This is a genomic window from Streptomyces sp. NPDC104381, from assembly GCF_055583745.1.
On the sequence record NZ_JBVJNK010000007.1, the window covers coordinates 306,325 to 327,297 of the forward strand.

The window sequence follows — 20,973 nt, forward strand, 5'->3', positions numbered from 1 at the left end:
GCTGGACATGCCGGCCCGGGTGGGGGTTGTCAGTTGTGGGAATCGTAGGGAGCCGTACGCATGGACCGTGACACCACACTCACCGAGGGCGGTGCCTACGAGGTGCTCCGGCGGCGGCTCGGGGCGCAGGCCGACGAGCTCGTCCGGCGGGCCGAGGCGCTCAACGCCCGGCGGACCGAGGAGTTCGGGTCGACCGGGCTGCGGCTGCTGGCCACCGAGCAGGTGCACTCGGAACGCCCCTCGCTGGCCCGGGACCTGGTGGCGGTCGGCGGCCGGCTGCTGTTCGGCTTCGAGCGGGGGCCCGGCGTCGGCGGGGAGGCCGGGGTCGGTGACGTCCTCGTCCTGCGGGAGGCCGGCCTGGACGAGGTGACGGGCGAGGGCCCCCTGGCCGACGAGGCGTTCGTACGGGAGTTCGCGGGCCTGCACCGCTACTTCCGTGACGCCCGGCTGCTGCGGCTGCGCAGGGTCAACGGCCGGCTGATCGCCGTGTTCCGCACCGGGGAGAGCGCCGAGGACGTCCGGGTCCTGCGCTGGGCCCTGGGCCCGGACGGGACGCCCGGGGACTTCCTGGACGCGCGGGGCGAGAAGGACCACGTCTTCCCGCCCTCGCACGACTTCGACTGGACCCCGGCGGGACGGGACGCCCACCGCCCCGGCCGGCACCCGCACATCGCCGTCGCCGAGGGCGCGCTCTTCGTCGACACCCTGGGCGGCACGCTGACCGTCAAGACCGAGGACGACACCGAGACCCCGGACGGGATCTACGAGGAGCCCGTCGACGAGCCGCTGCAGTCCCTGGCGGACGCCGACGTCGAGTACGCGCGGGCCGGCCCGCTGGTCCTGCTGCGGGTGCGCCCGTACAAGGAGGAGGCCTGGCGCCACCTGGTCTTCAACACCCTGCTCGGCCGGGTCCAGCGGCTGGACGCGATCGGGCCGTCCTGCCACCGGCTCCCCGAGGACCAGGGGATCATCTTCCCCGGCGGCTACTACCTGACGACCGGCGCGGCCAAGACGTTCGACACCGCCGAGGAGCTCACCGACCCGGTCTTCGAGGGCGCGGTCCGCTCCCCCAACGGCGAGGACGTGCTGTACGTCTTCCGGTCGCGCGACGAGAGCCGCACCCTGCTCCTGCCGTACAACCTGATCCGCCAGGAGGTCGCCACCCCGCTGCTCGGCCGGGGGCACGCGCTGCTGGACGACGGCACCCTCGTCCTGCTCAAGGGCGGCGAGGACGGGCCCGCCCGGGTGCATCCGTTGCAGCGCTGGCAGACCCCGTACGTCTCCGACACCTACGCCGCCGCGCGCCCCGCCGGGAGCGGACCGCTCGCCCGGACCGGCAACGCCGACCTGGTGCGCGGGATCTCCGACTGCCTCGCCCTGGCGCACGGCATCCGCGACATGACGCCGACCGCCGCCGTGTACACCCGGCTCGTCGCGGACTGCGCCCGGGCCGGTGACCGCTACCACTGGCTCACCGACCCCGAGCTGGGCGGACTCGGTGAGCCCCTGACGGAGATCGGGGCCACCGCGGGCCAGGTGCTGGCCGAGTTCGGGACGGTGCAGGAGCTGACCCGGCAGGCCGCCGAGGCCCTCGACGGGACGGCGGCCCGGCTCACCGCGCTCGTCCGCCGCATCCGGGGCGAGGCACCGCGCACGGCCGCCGCCTGGGTCGACCAGCTCACCGAACTCCGCCGCACGCACGGTCACTTGGCGACGCTCGCGGAGATGCGGTACGCCGACACCGAGCGCATCGCCGAGCTGTCCGCCGAGGCCGAGGACGACCTGGCCTCGGCCGCCCGCCGGGCCGTCTCCTTCCTGGCCCGCGAGGACGCCTTCGCCGGGTACCACGAGGAGCTCGCCGCCCTGACCGCCACCGCGGACGCGCTGACCGCGGTCGCGGACGCCTCGGAGGTCGGCGACCGGCTGACGGCGATCACCGAGGGGCTGGCGACCGTCACCGACGTGGTGGCCGGGCTCGACATCGGGGACGCCACCGTCCGTACGTCGATCCTGGAGCGGATCGCCGGGGTGCTGGGCGACGCGAACCGGGCCCGCGCCACCCTCGACGCCCGCCGCCGTGAGCTGCTGTCCCAGGAGGGCCGGGCCGAGTTCGCCGCCGAGTTCGCGCTGCTGGGGCAGGCCGTCACCGGGGCGCTGGCGGCCGCCGACTCCCCCGAGGCCTGCGACGAGCAGCTGGCGCGGCTGCTGCTCCAGCTGGAGAACCTGGAGTCCCGGTTCGCGGAGTCCGACGACTTCCTCGGCCGGCTGGCCGAGCGCAGGACCGAGGTCCACGAGGCGTTCTCGGCCCGTCGGCAGACCCTCCAGGACGCCCGCGCCCGGCGCGCCGAGCGGCTCGCGGACTCGGCCGCCCGGGTGCTGGAGACGGTCACCCGGCGGCTGGCCGCGCTGGAGGACCTGGACGCCGTCCACACGTACTTCGCCTCCGACCCGATGGTCGCCAAGGTCCGGCGCACCGCCGACGAGCTGCGCGAGCTGGGCGACCCGGTGCGCGCCGAGGAGCTCGACGGGCGGCTGAAGGCGGCCCGTCAGGAGGCCGGGCGCGCGCTGCGGGACCGCGGTGAGCTGTACGCGGACGGCGGCGCGGTCCTCAGGCTGGGCCGGCACCGGTTCGCCGTGAACACCCAGCCCTTCGACCTGACCCTGGTGCCGCACGGCGACCGGCTCGCGTTCGCGCTGACCGGCACCGACTACCGGGCCCCGGTCACCGACCCGGAGTTCGCGGCGACCCGCCCGTACTGGGACCGGCTGCTGCCCTCGGAGTCCCGGGACGTCTACCGCGCCGAGCACCTGGCCGCCCGGCTGCTGGACGAGCACGGCGCCGACGCCCTGGCGGACGCGCCGGACCTGGCCGGGCTCGTCCGGGAGGCGGCAGCGGCGGCGTACGACGAGGGCCACCAGCGGGGCGTCCACGACGAGGACGCCACCGCGATCCTGACCGCCCTGCTGGAGCTGCGCGCCGGGGCGGGGCTGCTGCGGTACGAACCCGCCGTGCGCGCCGCCGCGCAGCTGTTCTGGGCGCACGAGGCGGACGACGCCGTGCGCGCCTCCTGGACGCGCCGGGCCGTGTCGCTGGCGCGGGCCCGCGACACCTTCGGGCTCGCCCCCGCCATCGCCGTGCTCCAGGAGGAGTGGGCGGCCGTGATGGGCGCGGGCACGACGGCCGCCGTGTACCTCTTCGAGGAGCTGACGAGCGGCCCCACCGGGTTCGTGACGAGCGCCGCCACCCGCACGTTCCTGGAGAAGTTCCGCCGGGCCACCGGGACTTCGGCGTACGACGACGACCTGGCGGCGTTCGGTGACGACCTGCCGGCCCGGCGCCAGCTGGTCGAGGGCTGGCTCGGCTCGTACGCCGCCGCGGCCGGTACCGACGTGGACGCCGGGGACCTGGCGGAGGCCGCGGCCGTGGAGCTCTGCCCCGGCCTGGAGCGGTACGACCGCGACGCCCCGCTCACCGTGACCGTGGACGGCCTGCTCGGCGACCACCCCCGCGTCGAGCGGGGGTCGCTGACCGTGCGGCTGGACGAGCTCCTCGCCCGTACCGCCCGTTTCCGCGCCGAGGCCGTGCCCGGTTTCCGCGCGTACCAGCGGCTGCGGACCACGCTGGTCGACTCCGAGCGGGCCCGGCTGCGGCTGGACGACCACCGGCCGCGCGTCATGTCGGCGTTCGTCCGCAACCAGCTGCTGGACGAGGTGTACCTGCCGCTGATCGGCGACAGCCTCGCGAAGCAGCTCGGCACCGCCGACGCGGACCGGCGCACCGACTCGCAGGGCCTGCTGCTGCTCGTCTCCCCGCCCGGCTACGGCAAGACGACGCTCATGGAGTACGTCGCCGACCGGCTCGGGATGGTCCTGGTGAAGGTCAGCGGGCCGAACCTCGGCCACGACGTGACCTCGCTGGACCCGGCACAGGCGCGCGGGGCGACCGCACGCCGCGAGGTCGAGAAGATCAACTTCGCGCTGGAGTCGGGCAACAACACCCTGCTCTACCTGGACGACATCCAGCACACCTCGCCGGAACTGCTCCAGAAGTTCATTCCGCTCTGCGACGCGACCCGCCGCGTCGAGGGCGTGCGGGACGGCGAGCCGCGCAGCTACGACCTGCGGGGCAAGCGGTTCGCGGTGGTCATGGCGGGCAACCCGTACACCGAGTCCGGGGACCGGTTCAGGATTCCGGACATGCTCGCCAACCGGGCCGACGTATGGAATCTGGGCGAGGTGCTGAGCGGCCGCGAGGACGTCTTCGCGCTGAGCTTCGTGGAGAACGCGCTGACCGCCAACCCGGTCCTCGCCCCGCTCGCGGGCCGCTCCCGCGCCGATCTGGCGCTGCTCGTGCGCATGGCGTCCGGATCCGGCCTCGCGGCGCGGGCCGACCAGCTGGAGCACGCCTACGCGCCGGCCGAGCTGGACCGGATCGTGTCCGTCCTGCGCCATCTGCTCACGGCCCGGGAGACGGTCCTCGCGGTGAACGCGGCGTACATCGCCTCGGCGGCGCAGACCGACGCGGCGCGCACCGAGCCGCCGTTCCGGCTCCAGGGCTCGTACCGCAACATGAACAAGATCGCCGAGCGGATCGTGCCCGTCATGAACGACGACGAGCTGGCCGCCGTCGTCGACGACCACTACGCGGGCGAGGCCCAGACGCTCACCACGGGCGCCGAGTCGAACCTGCTGAAGCTGGCCGCCCTGCGGGGCACGCTCGGCCCGGCACAGGCCGAGCGCTGGGCGGCGGTCACCTCCGCCTACGTACGCGCGCAGGCCATCGGCGGGCCCGACGGCGACCCCGCCTCCCGGGCGGTCGGCGCGCTGGGGCTCCTCGCGGACCGGATCGCGGCGGTCGAGGCGGCCATCGAGCGGGCGACGGGTCCCCGGCGGGCGGCCGGAGGCCCACGCCCCCGTCACGCGATGATCACCGACACGCCCGACTGATCGGAAGGGAGCAAGGCATGCTGGGTTCCGTGACCTCACTTCCTCAACAGCCCCAACGCCCCGCGAGCAGCGGCCACATGGTGGTCTGCGGCGACGACGCCCTGGCCCGCCGGCTCGCCGTGGAGCTGCGTTACGTGTACGGGGAGCGGGTCACGCTCCTGGTCCCCCCGGGCCGGGAACCCAGCAGGCCGGACCTCCCGCTGACCCAACGGGCGCGGGCGGGAGCCCTGTTCGGCCGCATGTCGGCGGCGATGATGCGCAACGGGACGGCCGGCGGGAACGGCTCCGGCGACACGAACGCCGGGGTCGAGGCCGTCCGCATCATGGAGGCGCACGAGCCCTCCGACGACGTGCTGGAGGAGGCCGGCGTCGACCGGGCCGCCGCACTCGCCCTCGTCTACGACGACGACGAGCTCAACATCCGCGCCGCCCTGACGGCGCGTCGGCTCAATCCGCGCCTGCGCCTGGTCATCCGGCTCTACAACCGCAAGCTGGGCCAGCACCTGGAGACGCTGCTCGACCAGGCGGCCGCCCTCGCCATGCCCGGTCTCGACCCGGCCGTGCTGGACGCCTCCACCACCGTCCTCTCCGACGCCGACACCGCCGCACCGGCCCTCGCCGCCACCGCGCTGACCGGCAGCAGCAAGGTCATCCAGGCCGAGGGGCTGCTCCTGCGCGCCGTCGAGCGCACCCCGCCGCGCCCGGGCGAGCTCGCCGATCCGGGGCTGTGCACCCTGGCCCTGCTCTCCTCCACCAGCCAGGACCCGGCCGGCAGCGAGGGCTCCGACAGCAGCGGCGACGAGGGCCCGCAGCTGCTGCCCGACCGGGCCACGGTGAACGCCGCCACGGGCCGGGGCACGATCGTCCTGGAGGCCATCAGCCAGGCGGGGCCCGACCAGGCGCCCACCCGGATGGGAGGCCGGGGCGCACCGCTCGGCCAGGTCTTCTCCCGGCGGCTGCGCTGGTCGGCGCTGGGCGTCGCGGCGGCCGTCGTCGCCCTGGCCGTCGCCTCCGTGGTCACCACGGGGGACAGCCCGCTGCACGCCGCCTATCTGACCCTGCTGGACCTGCTGGCGATGGGCGACCCGGCGGTCGAGGACACCGACTCGGCGTCGCGCCAGGTCATCCAGCTGCTCTCCGGCATGGCCGGGCTCCTGCTGCTGCCGCTGCTGGTCGCCGCCGTGCTGGAGGCGTTCGGCTCGCTGCGCACCGCGTCCTCGCTGCGCCGGCCCCCGCGCGGCCTGTCGGGCCATGTGGTCCTGCTGGGGCTCGGCAAGATCGGTACGAGGGTCCTGGTGCGCCTGCGGGAGCTGGACATCCCCGTGGTGGTCGTCGAGGAGGACCCCGAGGCGCGCGGCATCCCGCTGGCCCGCAGCCTGCACGTCCCCACGGTCATCGGCGACGTGACCCAGGAGGGTGTCCTGGAGGCGGCGAAGATCCGCCGGGCCCGCGCGCTGCTCGCCCTGACCAGCATCGACACGACGAACCTCGAAGCCGCGCTGTACGCCCGCTCAGTGAAGCCGGAACTGCGGGTGGCGCTGCGGCTGTTCGACGACGAGTTCGCCACCGCCGTCTACCGCACCCTGCGCACGGCCCACCCGCAGGCCCTGACCCGGTCCCGCTCGGTGTCCCATCTGGCCGCGCCGTCGTTCGCCGTCGCCATGATGGGGCGGCAGATCCTGGGCGCGGTGCCGGTGGAGCGCAAGGTGATGCTGTTCGCGGCGCTGGAGGTGGCGGGCCACCCGCAGCTGGAGGGCCGGACCGTCGACCAGGCGTTCCGGGCGGGCGCCTGGCGGGTGCTCGCCCTGGACGCCACCCCGCCGGCCGACCGCCTCCCCGACCTGGCCGCCGTACCGCCGTTCGACCCCGACGGCGGTACGGTGCCGGCCGGCCCGGACCGGCCCTCCGGCCTGGTCTGGGACCTGCACCCGGGCTATGTGCTGCGGCCGGTGGACCGGGTGGTGATCGCCGCGACCCGGCGCGGGCTGGCCGAGCTGCTGCGCGGACAGCGACACCCGGCGGCACGCCGCTGAGCCGGGGGCGGGAGCCCGGGGCCGGGCCGCCCGGAGCCGGGGGCCTTCAGGGACCTTCAGGGGGCTTCAGACGAACATCCCCATCGCCTCCCTGACCTCCGTGAGCGTCGCGTCGGCCACGGCGTTCGCCCGCTCGTTGCCGGCGCGCAGCACGTCCCGTACGTACCCCATGTCCTGGGCGTACTCCGCCCGGCGGGCGCGGATCGGGGCCATGCGCGTGTTGACGGCGTCCGTCACGGTCCGCTTGAGACCGGCCGCGCCGCCGCCACCGATCTCCTCGGCGACCTCGTGCGGGTCGCGGCCCAGGCAGAGCGCGGCCAGCAGCACCAGGCTCGACACCCCGGGCCGCAGCCCGGGGTCGTAGGTGATGTGCCGGTCGGCGTCGGTGGTGGCGCCCTTGATCAGCCGGGCGGTCTCGTCGGCGTCGGCGCCCAGCGCGATGGAGTTGCCCCGGCTCTTGCTCATCTTGGTGGCGTCGGTGCCGAGCAGCAGGGGCGCCGCGGAGAGCAGCGCGTCGGGCTCGGGGAAGAGATCGCCGTACCGCTCGTTGAAGCGCCGGGCGACGGTACGGGTGATCTCCAGGTGGGGCAGCTGGTCCTGGCCGACGGGCACGAGGTTGCCCTTGCAGAACAGGATGTCGGCGGCCTGGTGCACCGGATAGGTGTACATGAGGCCGCTGACGGCGGACTGCCGGGAGTGGGCGATCTCGTCCTTCACCGTGGGGTTGCGGCCCAGTTCCGCGACGGAGACCAGGGACAGGAACGGCAGCAGCAGCTGGTTGAGGGCGGGGACCGCGCTGTGGTTGAAGACCGTCGTACGGGCGGGGTCGATCCCGATGGCGAGATAGTCCAGGAGCAGCCCCTCCACATGCTCGGTGAGCCGTTCGGCGACGTCCCGGTCGGTGAGGACCTGGTAGTCGGCGATCAGCACGAAGACGTCCACGCCGAGGTCCTGGAGGCGCACCCGGTTGTGGAGGGTGCCGAAGTAGTGGCCGAGGTGCAGGGCACCGGTGGGCCGGTCCCCGGTGAGGACGCGGAAGCGTCCGGGGTCCAGGGCGAGCCGCTGTTCCAGTTCGGCGCTGCGGCGCGCCGCGGGACTGACGGAGAGGTCGGCGGTCGTGGTCACGGGGGTCTCCTCGCTGGTGGTGTATGCGTGGAGGACGGCCCGTCACGGGGCACCGAGGCAGCGAAAAGGGCCGTCCGAAGATCGAACGGCCCTGGTTCCGCGCGGAGAAGGTGGCCGCTCCTAGGAGGAGCGCCACCAGTTTCGGCACGGTACGGAGGTCATGGGCCGAGTGTAGCGCGCACCGTGTCCTGAGGGCGTGAGCCCGGATGGACAAGGGCCGGGGCGCGGGTGGAATAGAGAGAGGGGGTGCTCCGTTGTAGGGTGTGTTCACATAGTTCAACGTTCAACAACAACTCGGAACCACTCGCTCAACACTTCTCGCGCAACACCTTTGGAGGCGGGCGCCATGCAGTTCGGGATCTTCACCGTCGGGGACGTCACCACCGACCCCACGACCGGTACGACACCGAGCGAGAACGAGCGGATCAAGGCGACCCTCGCGATCGCGCTCAAGGCCGAGGAAGTGGGCCTGGACGTCTTCGCGACCGGCGAGCACCACAACCCGCCGTTCGTCCCGTCCTCGCCGACGACCACGCTCGGCTACATCGCGGCCCGCACCGAGAAGCTGATCCTCTCCACCTCGACCACGCTGATCACCACCAACGACCCGGTGAAGATCGCCGAGGACTACGCCACGCTCCAGCACCTGGCCGACGGCCGCGTCGACCTGATGATGGGCCGCGGCAACACCGGCCCGGTCTACCCCTGGTTCGGCAAGGACATCCGCCAGGGCATCCCGCTGGCGATCGAGAACTACGCGCTGCTGCACAAGCTGTGGCGCGAGGACGTCGTCGACTGGGAGGGGAAGTTCCGCACCCCGCTGCAGTCCTTCACCGCGACCCCGCGCCCGCTGGACGGCGTCCCGCCGTTCGTCTGGCACGGCTCGATCCGCTCGCCGGAGATCGCCGAGCAGGCCGCGTACTACGGCGACGGGTTCTTCCACAACAACATCTTCTGGCCCATGGAGCACACGAAGAAGATGGTCGACCTCTACCGGCGCCGCTACGCCCACTACGGGCACGGCACCGCCGAGCAGGCCATCGTGGGCCTGGGCGGCCAGGTGTTCATGCGGAAGAACTCGCAGGACGCGGTGCGGGAGTTCCGCCCGTACTTCGACAACGCGCCGGTCTACGGGCACGGGCCCTCCCTGGAGGACTTCACCCAGCAGACCCCGCTGACCGTCGGCTCCCCGCAGGAGGTCATCGAGCGGACCCTGTCCTTCCGCGAGGACGTCGGTGACTACCAGCGCCAACTGTTCCTGATGGACCACGCGGGGCTGCCCCTGAAGACGGTCCTGGAGCAGCTCGACATCCTGGGCGAGGAGGTCGTGCCCGTCCTGCGCAAGGAGTTCGCCCGCCTGCGCCCGGCCGGAGTGCCGGACGCCCCCGTCCACCCCGCGGTCGCCGCCGCCCGCGCCGCCGCAGACCCGAAGGAGCTCCGATGACCGTGCCCGCCACCGCTCCCCTGAAGATCGTCGCCGTCGCGGCCGGTCTCAGCAGCCCCTCCTCCACCCGGCTGCTGGCCGACCGGCTCGCCGAGGCCACCCGCGAGAGGCTGGCGGCCGACCAGGACCGCCGCGTCGAGGTCCAGGTCGTCGAGCTGCGCGACCTGGCCGTCGACATCGCCAACCACCTGGTCACCGGCTTCCCGCCGGCCGGCCTGAAGAAGGCGCTCGACGCGGTGACCGGGGCGGACGGACTGATCGCCGTGACACCCGTCTTCACCGCCTCGTACAGCGGGCTGTTCAAGTCCTTCTTCGACCTGGTCGACAACACCGCGCTGACCGGTAAGCCCGTGGTCATCGCGGCGACCGGCGGAACACCCCGCCACTCGCTGGTCCTGGAGCACGCGATGCGCCCGCTCTTCGCCTACCTGCGGGCCGTCGTCCTGCCGACCTCCGTGTACGCGGCGTCCGAGGACTGGGGCGCGAACGGGGACGAGTACACCGAGGGGCTGCCCTCCCGGATCCGCCGCGCGGGCGGCGAGCTCGCCTCCGCCGTGACGGGGCGGACCGTGTCCGGCGCCTCACGGACCCCGACCCTCGACGACGGCGAGGACGCGCTCGTCCCGTTCGAGCAGCAGCTCGCCGGCCTGCGGGTCGGCTGAACCGGAACTCCGGGGGCCTGAGCGGCCCCGGTGCCCGCCTTGACTACAGTTGCTCCCTGTATGCCGTAAATGTTGAACACACTGGAGGCAGACATGGGCAGGATCGTCGTGGGCGTCGACGGGTCGGACCCGTCGATCAAGGCACTGCGGTGGGCCGTACGCCAGGCCGAGCTGACCGGCGACACCGTCGAGGCGGTCAACAGCTGGGAGTACCCCGCGACCAGCTGGGGGTCCATGATGCCGGGCATGCCGGAGGACTTCGACCCGCAGGCGGTGGCCACCGTGGCGCTCAACGAGGCGCTGGAGGAGGCCCTCGGCGCCGAGGGAGCGGCGGCGGTCGAGAAGATCGTGGTGATCGGCAACCCCGCCCAGTCCCTGCTGGAACGCTCCAAGGGCGCGAACCTGCTGGTCGTCGGCGCCCGTGGTTACAGCGGCTTCAAGGCGACGCTGCTCGGCTCGGTCAGCCTCCACGTCGCCCAGCACGCGAGCTGCCCGGTCACCGTCGTCCGCGACTGACCGACGAGGCACCCCGGCCTCCCGCACGACGAACGGGCGGGCCCCCGGCACTTCGGGGGCCCGCCCGTTCGTCGTGCGGCCGGGACCGGCCGTCACTCCTCGCGCGTGTAGTAGGCGTAGAACATCGTGACGAGCGTCCCCGCGCCGACCACCAGTCCGATGAAGCCCGACATCAGCACGCTCCGGCCGTTGAGGCTGGACAGGTAGCCGACCGCGCCTCCGGCCAGCACGCCGCACGCCGCCGCGCGCAGCTCGCGCGGCAGGGACCACCGGACTCGCGCGAACAGGAAGCAGAGCGCGGCGAACGCCACGCCGGAGACGACTCCGAGCCAGATCTGCCCGTTCGTGGTCGTCCCGCCGTCCCGGTTGATGAAGAAGGCCCAGAATCCGAGGATCACGCCCAGCACCAGGGGCACCATCCAGGCGAGCGCGGTGTGCCGGTGCCCCTGCCGGGCAGGGGTGCGGGCATGCGTCCGCCGGCGCATCGGCATCGTCGCGTGTGTGGCCATGACGCACAGCTCCTTCCGTCGCCCCCGTCGTCCGCCGTCGTGTTCCTCCAGCGCACACCCGGCCGGGCCGCCCGGCAACTCGAATGGCGTACGGCCCGGAGCGCCCCGCCGCCGCACGGGATTGGCTGGTGTCCGTGCGGACCTCTCTCTCAGCGGCCCTGTCGGCGGTACTGCTCGTCCTGCTCGCCGTGCTGGTCCCGTTCGGCGCGCTCTCGGCGTGGGTCGATCTGGAGCTCGACGACACCGACCGGTATCTCGCCGCCGTCTCCCCGCTGGCCTCGGACACCGACGTACGGACCACCGTGGCCACGGTGGTCACGGACGAGGCGATGAAGAACATCGACGTCGGGCCGCTCCAGGACACCGTCGAGCAGTTCCTGCGCGAGACCGCCCTGTCGTTCACGACGACCGACGCCTTCCAGCGGGCGTGGGACAGCGCGAACCGTACGGCGCACCAAGCGGTCACCGCGTCGCTGCACGGGGACGACGGGCAGGCCGTGACCATCGATCTGGCGCCGGTGATCGAGGAGGTCAAGAAGGAGCTGGTCGACAGCGGGGTGCCGTTCGCCGACCGGATCCCGGTCCGGGAGACCTCCCTCACCGTGCTGTCCGCCGACCGCGCCGACGAGCTGCGGTCCTCGTTCCGGTGGCTCAGGTACTGCAGTGTCTGGCCGGCGGTGGCGACGGTGGTCCTGCTCGTCCTGGTGCTGGGCCTCACGCTCGTACGCGGTGGAGCGCGGGCCGCCCTGACCACCGCGGCCGTGGCGGGCGGCGGGCTGGCCCTCGGTGCGGTCCTGCTCCGGATCGCGGTCGCCGTCGGCCGCGCCCGGGTGCTCGACGAGGTTCCGGGGACCGACCGGGGCGGGGCCGCCGCGGTCTACGACGCGCTGACCGCGTCCCTGCGCACGACGGTGTGGATCGTGCTGCTCGTGGGGGCGGTGCTGGTGGTCGGCGGGCTCGCCGGGCGGTTCGTGGCGGGCCGGCGGGGGCGGACGACCGCTGCGGCGCCCTCGCGCACCTGATCCCGGGCGCTCCCGGGCCCGACATGCGGGGGTGCGTGGGCCGGGCGAGAGTGGGATGCGTGAGTGCAGGGGGCCGAGTGAGAGGGCTGCCGTATGCGTGCCATCGCCGTCAGCGCGTTCCGTGCGGAGCCCGGACTCGTCGAGATGCCGAAGCCCGACCCCGGTGCGGGCGAGGTGCGGGTGAAGATCGAGTACGCGGCGCTCAACCCGCTCGACCGGCAGACCGCCGACGGTGCCCCCGAGGGCGCCGACCCGCCGGCGTACCCGCTCGTGCTGGGCACCGACTTCGCGGGCCGGGTGGACATGATCGGCAGCGGCGACAACACGTTCCGGGTCGGCGACCCGGTCTTCGGCCGGGTCACGGCGTCGCCGCCCGGACGCCGCGGTGCGTACGCCGAGTACGTGTGCGTCCCGCAGGACTCCCCGATCGCCCTGGTCCCCCGCGACATGCCGCTCCAGCTCGCCGCGGCGCTCCCCACGGCCGGGTCGACCGCCGCGCAGATCCTGTCGAGCACGGCCGTACGCAGCGGACTGAGCCTGCTGATCGTCGGGGCGACGGGCGGCGTCGGCAGCTTCCTCACCCAGCTCGCCGCGGCCCGGGGGACCGCGGTCGTCGCCGCCGTGCGGGGCGACGAGCGGCGGCGGATGCGGGCGCTCGGGGCGACCGCCACCGTCGACACGACCGAGGGCCCCGAAGCGCTGGAGGCCGCCGTGCGCGACCTCTGCCCGGACGGCGTCGACGCGCTCGTCGACCTGGTCTCCGCCGACACCGCGTCGTTCGCCATGTACACCGCCCTGGTGCGCGACGGCGGGGTCGCGGTGACCACCCGGGGCGTCGCGGCTCCTGCGGGCGTCGCCTGGGCCGACTTCCGGCTCGCCCCGGCCACCGCGGTGCTGGACGAGCTGGCCTCGGCGGTGGCACGCGGCGAGCTGGCCGTGCCCGTCGACATGGAGCTCCCCCTGGAGAAGGCGCCGCAGGCGCTGGTGCAGAACCGCGCGGGCGGGGCGCGCGGCAAGACCGTCTTCGCCCTCTGAAACCGACTTCGCCGAACGAAACCGTCTTCGCCACCGAACGACACAGGACCGGGAGAGGCTCATGGCCGACCAGGACATCTTCGAGAACATCGACGGGCTGATCGCCGAGGAGCGCGCCCTGCGCTCCCGCTCCACCGCCGAACTGGGACTCTCCGCCGAGGAGCGGGTACGGCTGCGCGAGGTGGAGGTCCAGCTGGACCAGTGCTGGGACCTGCTGCGGCAGCGGCGCGCGCTCAGCGAGTACGGCGAGGACCCCTCGGAGGCGAGGGTGCGCCCCGCCTCCGAGGTGGAGGGCTACCAGAGCTGACTAGCCGGGGTTCGGGCCCCTGCCCTGGGGGCCCTGGATGCCTTGGAGGCGCTCCATCTCGCGGCGGTCCCGCTTGGTGGGACGGCCGGTGCCACGGTCACGGACCGGGACCTGGAGGGCCACCTCGCGCGGCGGCGGGGGCGGGCTGTTGTCGACGAAGCACTCGGCCGCGACGGGCGGTCCCACCCGCTTCTTCACGATCCTGGACACCACCACGATCCGGTCCCGGCCCGCGTGCCGCAGCCGCACCTCGTCGCCCGTACGCAGCGCCTGGGCGGGCTTCGCGCGCTCGCCGTTGACCCGCACGTGCCCCGCGCGGCAGGCGGCGGCCGCCTGCGACCGGGTCTTGGTCAGCCGGACCGCCCAGATCCAGGCGTCGACCCGGACGCTTCCCTCCGCCTGCGGCGCCTCACCGGAAACCATGCGTACGACTGTAGTGCGGTGAGGCGCCGTGGTGGGCCGGAAGCGGGTGGGAAGCGGGCCGGAGCGGTCAGGAGCCGAAGCCGCTGATCACCGCGCCCATGTCGTAGCTGTACAGCTCCCGCTTGCACACCCCGCACTTGCTGGGCGCGTGCTCGCTGAGCGACCACAGCTTCGGCGGGAGGCCGTCGCCCCTGCCGTGCGCGAGGTACAGGTCCTCCGGGCCGAACGAGCTCTCCAGGATCTTCGGGTTGGCGACGAGCTGCGTCGTGCCGTCCACGGTCTTCGGGGTGGCCTGCATCAGCCGGCCGTTGTCGTAGGCGTTGCTGCGGTGGAAGTACCACGCACCGTCGTAGCGCGTGACGCCCTGGATCTTGTGCCAGAGGGCCTCGCCCCCGAAGGTGCCGGTGTCCGGCAGCCCGTACGCGAGGTCCGCCTTGGCCGAGGTACCCGCCGCACCCTCGACCGCGGCGGTCAGCGCGGTCATCGGGTAGGTGCCGACACGGCCGTTGCTGGACCCGCCGTTGTTGGTGTTGCAGTACTCCCCGAGGACCATGTGGTCGTCGCCGGTCCGGTCGAGCGAGATGTACGAGGCCTTCGGGCGGCCCGTCGCGTAGCACTGGTTGCCGCTGGTGGACCCGCCGTTCTTCGCCGTGGTGAACTTCAGCGAGGCGACCTGGGGCATCACGTACCGGTAGCCGTAGGCGTACCAGACGTTGTTCTGGCGGCCGACCCGCTTCTTGTCGACGACGTTGCTGACCAGGCCGTCCGGCGTCGGGTCGTGGACCGAGGCGTCGTTGTCCGGGTTGAGGTCCATGATCTTGCGGAGGTCGAAGACCCGCATGCCGTTGGCCGTGTCGGCGACGTACAGGTAGTTGCCGTACCAGACCATGCCGCCCGCGTGGATGCCGTTCTGCGCCTTGCAGGAGGCCGTCACGCCGGAGGCCGCGGTGCACTTGCCCTCGCTGGCGTGCAGGGCGTCGAAGGAGATGTGGTCCTTCGAGTTCAGGTAGGGCCAGGCCAGCAGCACATGGCGGTACTTCTTGGTGGCCTGGTTGAAGAAGCTGACCCGTATGCCCTTCTCGTTGCAGGCGTCGGACGCGGAAGCCTGCACGCAGTTGTCACGGCCGGAGGCGTAGTCGCTGCGGCCTGGGTTCCGGTCGTCGTAGCCGGCCACCGCGATGGGCTCGGCGTCCGAGGTCCCCCAGTCCTCGTCCTCCTGGGCGTCGGAGACACCGGTGATCGCCTGCGGGATCCACTCGGAGGACGTGGCGTCGTCGTCCGCCCAGCAGACCCGGGGCGCGGCGACCAGGTCGGGACCGTAGATGGCGGCGTCACCGCAGGTGGAGTTCCATCCGGCGTCCCGGTTGGCCTGGGTCATGAGCGCGGTGAGGCCCTGCTTGGGCAGCGCGGCGTCCAGCTTGCCGACCAGACCGGTCAGATCGGTGCCGGCCGCCAGCGTGAAGTCGCCCGGGCGCCCGGGGACCACGGCCTGCGCGTCGGCCCCGGCCGACGCCGAGGGAGAGGTGCCCGCGCCCGCGAGGTCGTCCTGCTCCCCCTCGGGCGCGTCCTCGAAGCCGTCGTCCGGCATGCCCTCGTGGCCCGGTACGGGATCGTCCGCCGCGACGGCGCGCGGGGCGCCCGCGGGAGCGGCCGTGGCACCCGTCGCGGGCACCAGCGCGGACAGCAGTGCGCCTGCCGCGACGGCACAGGCCGCGAGGCGTGTTCTGCGGGATGGATGTCCCATGTGGGGGCCCTTCGTGAGTGCGCGTACTGATCGGCCGGCACGACCGACCTGACGTCGGTCACACCGGCCGGTCACGCTAGCAACGCAACTATGGGCCTCATGAACACATTTGAACGACACTCATCAGGCATGCACCGCACGGACACAGGCCGTAGGCGGGCCTCCGTTTCCGGCCGCCCGGCGCGCCTCGGACCTCGGACCTCAGACGCCGATGTCGCTGCCGTCCTTGCGCCAGACGGCGACGACCGACGGGCGCACGATCCTGCCGCGCCCGTCCGGCCAGGTGCTCGCCGGCTTCTCGACGGAGGCGCCGTCCACCTCGCCCGGGTGCTGGACGGCGACGAGGACACGGCGGTCCTGGATCACCGGTCCGCAGGTCTCCGCACCGGTCGGCACGGTGAGGAACTGCTTGAGCTCACCCCGCCGTTCGCCCTGCGTCGCGACGCCGAACAGGCCGTCGTGCGAGCCGAGCTGGTTGCCGTCCGTGGAGATCCACAGGTTGCCGTGGTCGTCGAAGGCCACGTTGTCCGGGCAGGAGATGGGGCTGACCTTCTCCTTCGGGAAACCGGAGAAGTACGTCGACGGGTCCTCCGGATCCCCGGCGACGAGGAACAGCCGCCAGGCGAACCCGTCCCCCGCCGGGTCGTCCCAGTTCTCCGCGAGCTCCAGGATCTGGCCGTGCTTGTTGGCGTTGCGCGGGTTGGCCTCGTCCGCGCCCGCCTTGCCCGCCTTGCCGCGGTCGGTGTTGTTGGTCAGGGCGATGTACACCCGGCCGGTGCGCGGCGACGGCTCGACGTCCTCGGGGCGGTCCATCTTCGTGGCGCCGACCTTGTCACCGGCCAGCCGGGTGAAGACGTACACCTCCTCGGCCGTCATGCCCGGGACGTGCGAGGTGGTGCCCGTGGCGAGCGGGATCCAGACACCGCTGCCGTCGAACTCGCCGTCGGAGGGGAGCTTGCCCGTGCCGTCGAACTCCGTGACGGGGGAGTCCCCGGTCAGCTTGGCGACGTACAGCGTGCCCTCGTCCAGCAGGGTGAGGTTGTGCTCCCGGGCGGCCCGCGAGTTCCCCTTCTTCATCCGCTTGCTGGAGACGAACTTGTAGAAGTAGTCGAACCGTTCGTCGTCGCCCATGTAGACCACGGGACGGCCGTCGGCGGTCAGCCGGGGCTGCGCCGCCTCGTGCTTGAAGCGGCCGAGCGCGGTCCGCTTGCGGGGCGTGGAGTCGGGGTCGTACGGGTCGAGCTCGACGACCCAGCCGAAGCGGTGCGCCTCGTTGGGCTCCTGCGCCAGGTCGAAGCGCTTGTCGAACCGCTCCCACTTGCGCTCGGTCGCGGCGGTGCCGATGCCGTAGCGCTTGTCGGTGTCGCTGGAGCCGTTGGCGAAGTACTGGTTGAAGTTCTCCTCGCCGTGCAGCGTGGTGCCCCACGGGGTGGTTCCGCCGGCGCAGTTGTTGAGGGTGCCGAGCACCTTGCGGCCGGTGCGGTCGGCGGAGGTGCGCAGCAGCGGGCTGCCGGCGGCCGGACCGGTGACCCGGAATTCGCTGGTCGCGGTGAGCCGACGGTTCAGCGGGTGGCGGGTGACCGGGGCGAGCTTGCCCGTGCGGTTCTCCTCCTGGACGACGACCACGGAGAGTCCGTGGGCCGCCCAGGCGATCTCCACCTGCTCACGGGTCGGGGCGGCCGGATCGTAACCACGGAACATCAGGTTCTCGTCCGTGTACTCGTGGTTGGCGACCAGCACCTGACGGCCGCGCTCACCGCGCAGCGGGAGCAGCGAGAGGAAGTCGTTGTTGTAACCGAACTGGCCCGCCTGCGCCTTCGCGGACTGCTTCTCCGGGTCGAAGGCGGGGGCGCCGCGCAGGATCGGCTCGCCCCAGCGGATCACCACGTTCTGGCCGTAGCCGTCGGGGATGGTGACCTTGTCGTCGGTGTTCGGCGCGACGGCCGCGAAGCGCAGGCCCCGGGCGCCCGTGGCGGTGGGCTTCGGCCTGCCGCCGGTCCGCCCGGTGAGCGGTGCGGCCTCGGCGCCCGGGGCGGCCGGGCCGGCGAGAGCGGCGGTCCCCGCGGCGGCCACGGTCACCACGGCGGCGGCGCGCAGCATCGAACGGCGCGACAGGGCACCGGCGATGATGTCGCCGGCGTACTCGTTGTCGCTCGTGTTCGGGACCTCCTGGAAGCAGGCGTCACCGCAGCGGTAGCGGCAGGTCAGCGCAGAGCGCCCGCCCTGGTGCGAGCCGATGAGCGGAAGCAGTTCGCGCACGTTTTCGTCCCTCCGTCTGTGTGTCACGCGGTGACGGTAGGGGCGCATCCACGCCGTTCGAGGGACTGCCGGTGAACGGCGGGTGAAGTCCCGGACACCGCTCCGCTCCTGGTCGTACGGGCTCCCGTCCAGGACTCGGTGACGACTCGGTTGGGGCTCGGTTGACGCCGGGGCGGGCCGCACAGCCGAACGGCCGGATCCGGCCGCTAACCTTACGTATCCGCCCTGGCCAGGGATCAATTCCCGCAGTACGGACATTTATCGCACCCAACTCATGCGAAAGGCCTCGCCCATGGGCATTCGGAGCTTGCTGCGCAAGGTGTTCGGCCGCACGGAGCAGGACGAGTCGGCCACGGCCACCGTCCCGCCCCAGGCCGAGCGCACCCAGCCCACGGAGCCGGAGCCGGAGAACGCCACTCCGGCGGCCGAGCCCGCGAAGGCCTCGGTACCGGCCCCGGCCTCCTCCTCGGACCGGTCCGCCGGTGCCGAGCACGACAGCGGACAGGCGTCGGACCTGGTCGCGGCGGCCTTCGACAAGGCGTCGGCGGGTACGACGACCTCCGCGCCCGCGCCGAAGGTTCCGGCCCAGGGATCGGACCCGGAGGCGAAGCCGGCCACGGCCGGCACCGCGGACACCGGGAAGGACGCCGCCGACGCGGTGGCTCCCGCTGACACGGCCGCTGAGCCGGCTGCGGAGGCCGTGGCCGAGACCGAGGCTGCCGCCGTGGCGCCCATCACGATCGACATGGACCCGGAGCCGGAGGCCGAGACGCCCGCGGCGGAGGAGGCGAAGGCCACCGAGGCGAAGGCCACCGAGGCGCCCGTTGCTGACGCGCCGGTTGCCGAGGCGTCTGCCGCCGAGGTGGAGGCCGCCCCGGAGCCGGCCGCGGCCGGGAAGCCCGTCGCGGAGCCCGCGGCCGAGAAGCCGGCCGCCGAGCCGGTCGTCGGGAAGGCCCCCGAGCCGGAAGCGGCCCCCGAGCCGCCCAAGGCCGAGGCCGCCGCCGAGCCCGAGCCGAAGGCCGCCGAGGCCGCCGCCGCGCCCGAGCCGGAGCCGAAGGCCGCCAAGCCCCAGGGCAAGTCCACCGCCCCGGCGGCCGGCAAGCCCGCCGTCACCCTCGCCCGGGTCAAGGCGGCCGCGCCCGCGCTCGTGGCCCCGTACAAGGCCGCGCAGGCCGGGCTCAAGGCCCACGGGCTGACCGGGCTGCGGGCCACCGTGTACCTGGTGCTCGACCGGTCCGGTTCGATGCGGCCGTTCTACAAGGACGGCAGCGCCCAGCACCTGGGCGACCGCACGCTGGCGCTGGCCGCGCACCTGGACGCCAACGCCACCGTGCCGGTCGTCTTCTTCTCGACCGACATCGACGGCACCGGGGCGATCGACCTCACCGCCCACGAGGGCCGGGTCGACGAACTGCACGAGGGCCTCGGCCGCCTGGGCCGTACGAACTACCACCGGGCCGTCGAGGAGGTCGTCGCGCACTACGAGAAGTCCGGTGCCGACGGCCCCGCACTGGTGATCTTCCAGACGGACGGCGCCCCGGACGCCAAGGTCGCGGCCAAGCAGGCCCTGGCCGACGCGGCGCGGCTGCCGCTGTTCTTCCAGTTCGTCGCGTTCGGCGACGAGGACGCGAAGGCCTTCGACTTCCTGCGCCGGCTGGACGTCGAGAACGCCGGGTTCTTCCACGCGGGTCCCGCCCCGCGCGAGGTGCCCGACGCGAAGTTCTACCGGGAGGTGCTCGCCGGGCTCCCCGCCTGGGCCGCCGCCCGCGGGATCGTCGCGGAGGGCTGATCCACCGGCAGCCGTACGGTCACGGTGAGCCCGCCCTCCGGGCCGGGCACCGCCGTGACCGTACCGCCGTGGGCCAGCGCGATGGAGCGCACGATCGACAGGCCGAGCCCCGAGCCCTGCCCCATCCGGTCCCGCCCCTCCCCGCGCCGGAACGGCTGGAAGAACCCCGCGATGTCCCCCTCGGCCACCACCGGGCCGGTGTTGCGGACCGCCAGGACCCCGTCCGCCGACAGTGCCACCCCCACCCGGCCGCCGGGCACGTTGTACCGCACCGCGTTGGACAGCAGATTCGCCACCAGCTGCGCGAGCAGCTGCCGGTTGCCCCGTACGACGCAGGGCTCGGCCGCGACCGTCACCTCGGGCCGGTTCGCCGACACCCGCTCCGCCGCCGCCAGGGGCCGGGCCGCCTCCTCCGTCACCACCTGAGCCAGGTCGACCTCCGCGCGCTCCCCGCGCGCCAGTCCCCGCTCGCTGCGCGCCAGCACCAGCAGCCCCTCGATGAGCCGCTCGCTGCGCCGGTTGTTGTCCAGCAGCGTCTGCCGGGTCCGTACGAGATCCTCCGGAGACGGGTCGTCCAGCCCCACCTGGATCGCCGCCCGCTGGGTGGCCAGGGGGGTCCGCAGCTCGTGCGAGGCGTTGGCGATGAACCGCCGCTGGCTGTCGAAGGCCTTCTCCAGCCGGGCCAGCAGCGCGTCGAGCGTCTCGCCGAGCTCCTTCAGCTCGTCGTCGGGGCCGCTGGACGCGATCCGCTCGTGCAGGGTGTGCTCGGAGAGCCGTCGCGCCTTCGCCGTCATCGCGTGGACGGGCCGCAGCACCCGCCCCGCGGTCCACCAGCCGACCCCGACCGCGCAGCCCGTCATGACGAGCAGCGCGGCGGCCGACCAGTACAGGAGCTCGCGGCTCGCGGCGTCGCTGACGTCGTCGGTGACGTCGTAGACCGTGGGCGGGCCGAGGCGGCCCCGTGCGTGCAGGGGACCGTTGACCGCGAAGCCCGGCTGGGCGACCGCGGCGGACGTGGCGATGGCCCGGGCCTGCGAGTCCGTACCGGCGCGCGAGGCCAGATTGACCGTGGCGAGCAGCGCGGTGCCGAGGACCAGGAAGACCCCGCCGTAGACGAGGGCGATCCGCATCCGGATCGTGGAGTGCCGGACGTGCGCC

Annotated in this window: 15 protein-coding genes; 9 read left to right on the forward strand and 6 right to left on the reverse strand. The window is 73.4% G+C overall.

The features are described 5' to 3' along the window. Nucleotides 1-60 precede the first annotated feature (60 nt). Together ACZ607_RS25725 and ACZ607_RS25730 are read left to right on the forward strand one after the other, a co-directional pair. Complete coding sequence (locus ACZ607_RS25725; protein WP_469738224.1) at nt 61-4,947, forward strand: DNA repair ATPase; 4,887 nt, start codon at nt 61-63, stop codon at nt 4,945-4,947. A gap of 17 nt (nt 4,948-4,964) precedes the next feature. Next, nucleotides 4,965-6,980 carry an NAD-binding protein gene (locus ACZ607_RS25730; protein WP_469738226.1) on the forward strand — a complete coding sequence of 672 codons (2,016 nt, stop codon included), beginning with the start codon at nt 4,965-4,967 and terminating at the stop codon, nt 6,978-6,980. Nucleotides 6,981-7,046: 66 nt separating this feature from the next. Here ACZ607_RS25730 and trpS read toward each other — a convergent pair whose 3' ends face one another. After that, nucleotides 7,047-8,105, reverse strand: coding sequence for a tryptophan--tRNA ligase (gene trpS / locus ACZ607_RS25735; RefSeq protein WP_469738228.1), 1,059 nt, complete (start codon nt 8,103-8,105; stop codon nt 7,047-7,049). 346 nt (nt 8,106-8,451) lie between these two features. On the opposite strand from trpS, the gene ACZ607_RS25740 reads away from it, so the two are divergent. The 3 genes from ACZ607_RS25740 (at nt 8,452) to ACZ607_RS25750 (ending at nt 10,727) form a co-directional block, all read left to right on the forward strand. Further along, complete coding sequence (locus ACZ607_RS25740) at nt 8,452-9,549, forward strand: LLM class flavin-dependent oxidoreductase (RefSeq protein WP_469738230.1); 1,098 nt, start codon at nt 8,452-8,454, stop codon at nt 9,547-9,549. Further along, nucleotides 9,546-10,211, forward strand: a complete 666-nt coding sequence (locus ACZ607_RS25745; protein ID WP_469738232.1) for an FMN reductase — start codon at nt 9,546-9,548, stop codon at nt 10,209-10,211. Before ACZ607_RS25740 ends, ACZ607_RS25745 begins: the two co-directional genes overlap by 4 nt. 93 nt (nt 10,212-10,304) lie before the next feature. Beyond that, entirely contained in the window at nt 10,305-10,727 is a 423-nt protein-coding gene (locus ACZ607_RS25750) for a universal stress protein (RefSeq protein ID WP_403993965.1), read from the forward strand. Nucleotides 10,728-10,819: 92 nt separating this feature from the next. Here the strand turns inward: ACZ607_RS25750 and ACZ607_RS25755 are convergent, their stop codons facing one another. Further along, nucleotides 10,820-11,236, reverse strand: coding sequence for a hypothetical protein (locus ACZ607_RS25755; RefSeq protein ID WP_469738234.1), 417 nt, complete (start codon nt 11,234-11,236; stop codon nt 10,820-10,822). A gap of 134 nt (nt 11,237-11,370) precedes the next feature. Here ACZ607_RS25755 and ACZ607_RS25760 point away from each other — a divergent pair, with 134 nt between their 5' ends. From ACZ607_RS25760 to ACZ607_RS25770, 3 genes are all read left to right on the forward strand, one after another. Beyond that, nucleotides 11,371-12,258, forward strand: coding sequence for a hypothetical protein (locus ACZ607_RS25760; protein ID WP_469738236.1), 888 nt, complete (start codon nt 11,371-11,373; stop codon nt 12,256-12,258). A 93-nt stretch (nt 12,259-12,351) separates the two neighbouring features. After that, on the forward strand, nt 12,352-13,293 hold the full coding sequence (locus ACZ607_RS25765; RefSeq protein WP_469738238.1) for an NADP-dependent oxidoreductase: 942 nt from the start codon (nt 12,352-12,354) through the stop codon (nt 13,291-13,293). A 61-nt stretch (nt 13,294-13,354) separates the two neighbouring features. Next, nucleotides 13,355-13,600: a DUF2630 family protein gene (locus ACZ607_RS25770; protein ID WP_469738240.1), complete on the forward strand. Its 246-nt coding sequence runs from the start codon at nt 13,355-13,357 to the stop codon at nt 13,598-13,600. Here ACZ607_RS25770 and ACZ607_RS25775 read toward each other — a convergent pair whose 3' ends face one another. The 3 genes from ACZ607_RS25775 to ACZ607_RS25785 all read right to left on the reverse strand — a co-directional run bounded on the left by ACZ607_RS25775 (nt 13,601) and on the right by ACZ607_RS25785 (nt 18,026). Beyond that, entirely contained in the window at nt 13,601-14,023 is a 423-nt protein-coding gene (locus tag ACZ607_RS25775; protein WP_469738242.1) for an RNA-binding S4 domain-containing protein, read from the reverse strand. It lies immediately after the preceding gene. A gap of 67 nt (nt 14,024-14,090) precedes the next feature. Continuing rightward, nucleotides 14,091-15,767 (reverse strand): hypothetical protein, encoded by a 1,677-nt coding sequence (locus ACZ607_RS25780; protein WP_469738244.1) that lies wholly within the window; start codon nt 15,765-15,767, stop codon nt 14,091-14,093. Between the two features lie 201 nt (nt 15,768-15,968). Beyond that, nucleotides 15,969-18,026: a PhoX family protein gene (locus ACZ607_RS25785; protein WP_469738246.1), complete on the reverse strand. Its 2,058-nt coding sequence runs from the start codon at nt 18,024-18,026 to the stop codon at nt 15,969-15,971. Between the two features lie 292 nt (nt 18,027-18,318). Here ACZ607_RS25785 and ACZ607_RS25790 point away from each other — a divergent pair, with 292 nt between their 5' ends. After that, a complete protein-coding gene (locus ACZ607_RS25790; RefSeq protein ID WP_469738247.1) occupies nt 18,319-19,815 on the forward strand; it encodes a VWA domain-containing protein in 1,497 nt (498 codons plus the stop codon). Here the strand turns inward: ACZ607_RS25790 and ACZ607_RS25795 are convergent. Then, nucleotides 19,749-20,945, reverse strand: coding sequence for a sensor histidine kinase (locus ACZ607_RS25795; protein ID WP_469738547.1), 1,197 nt, complete (start codon nt 20,943-20,945; stop codon nt 19,749-19,751). The two genes, ACZ607_RS25790 and ACZ607_RS25795, sit on opposite strands and share 67 nt — an antisense overlap. Between the last annotated feature and the right edge of the window lie 28 nt (nt 20,946-20,973).

Coding starts and splice junctions, on each gene's coding strand:
- ACZ607_RS25725 (WP_469738224.1), top strand. CDS start 61: ATGGACCGTGACACCACACTCACCGAGGGCGGTGCCTACGAGGTGCTC.
- ACZ607_RS25730 (WP_469738226.1), top strand. CDS start 4,965: ATGCTGGGTTCCGTGACCTCACTTCCTCAACAGCCCCAACGCCCCGCG.
- ACZ607_RS25740 (WP_469738230.1), top strand. CDS start 8,452: ATGCAGTTCGGGATCTTCACCGTCGGGGACGTCACCACCGACCCCACG.
- ACZ607_RS25745 (WP_469738232.1), top strand. CDS start 9,546: ATGACCGTGCCCGCCACCGCTCCCCTGAAGATCGTCGCCGTCGCGGCC.
- ACZ607_RS25750 (WP_403993965.1), top strand. CDS start 10,305: ATGGGCAGGATCGTCGTGGGCGTCGACGGGTCGGACCCGTCGATCAAG.
- ACZ607_RS25755 (WP_469738234.1), bottom strand. CDS start 11,236: ATGGCCACACACGCGACGATGCCGATGCGCCGGCGGACGCATGCCCGC.
- ACZ607_RS25765 (WP_469738238.1), top strand. CDS start 12,352: ATGCGTGCCATCGCCGTCAGCGCGTTCCGTGCGGAGCCCGGACTCGTC.
- ACZ607_RS25770 (WP_469738240.1), top strand. CDS start 13,355: ATGGCCGACCAGGACATCTTCGAGAACATCGACGGGCTGATCGCCGAG.
- ACZ607_RS25775 (WP_469738242.1), bottom strand. CDS start 14,023: ATGGTTTCCGGTGAGGCGCCGCAGGCGGAGGGAAGCGTCCGGGTCGAC.
- ACZ607_RS25780 (WP_469738244.1), bottom strand. CDS start 15,767: ATGGGACATCCATCCCGCAGAACACGCCTCGCGGCCTGTGCCGTCGCG.
- ACZ607_RS25790 (WP_469738247.1), top strand. CDS start 18,319: ATGGGCATTCGGAGCTTGCTGCGCAAGGTGTTCGGCCGCACGGAGCAG.
- ACZ607_RS25795 (WP_469738547.1), bottom strand. CDS start 20,945: ATGCGGATCGCCCTCGTCTACGGCGGGGTCTTCCTGGTCCTCGGCACC.